Here is a 688-nt window from a genome sequence, read left to right on the forward strand (position 1 = left end):
TGTCTATTTCGTTCATCCATAGTTGCCTGACTCCCCGTCGTGTAGATAACTACGATACGGGAGGGCTTACCATCTGGCCCCAGTGCTGCAATGATACCGCGAGACCCACGCTCACCGGCTCCAGATTTATCAGCAATAAACCAGCCAGCCGGAAGGGCCGAGCGCAGAAGTGGTCCTGCAACTTTATCCGCCTCCATCCAGTCTATTAATTGTTGCCGGGAAGCTAGAGTAAGTAGTTCGCCAGTTAATAGTTTGCGCAACGTTGTTGCCATTGCTGCAGGCATCGTGGTGTCACGCTCGTCGTTTGGTATGGCTTCATTCAGCTCCGGTTCCCAACGATCAAGGCGAGTTACATGATCCCCCATGTTGTGCAAAAAAGCGGTTAGCTCCTTCGGTCCTCCGATCGTTGTCAGAAGTAAGTTGGCCGCAGTGTTATCACTCATGGTTATGGCAGCACTGCATAATTCTCTTACTGTCATGCCATCCGTAAGATGCTTTTCTGTGACTGGTGAGTACTCAACCAAGTCATTCTGAGAATAGTGTATGCGGCGACCGAGTTGCTCTTGCCCGGCGTCAACACGGGATAATACCGCGCCACATAGCAGAACTTTAAAAGTGCTCATCATTGGAAAACGTTCTTCGGGGCGAAAACTATCAAGGATTTTACCGCTGTTGAGATCCAGTTCGA

At 50.1% G+C, this 688-nt stretch carries 1 protein-coding gene; it reads right to left on the bottom strand.

The features are described from left to right. Window positions 1-688 (bottom strand): class A beta-lactamase (bla, locus tag G3R49_RS19945; RefSeq protein ID WP_167870834.1); only part of this gene is annotated, 688 nt, incomplete at both ends.

This window comes from Shewanella sp. WXL01, from assembly GCF_012263345.1.
Lineage (GTDB): Bacteria > Pseudomonadota > Gammaproteobacteria > Enterobacterales > Shewanellaceae > Shewanella > Shewanella maritima.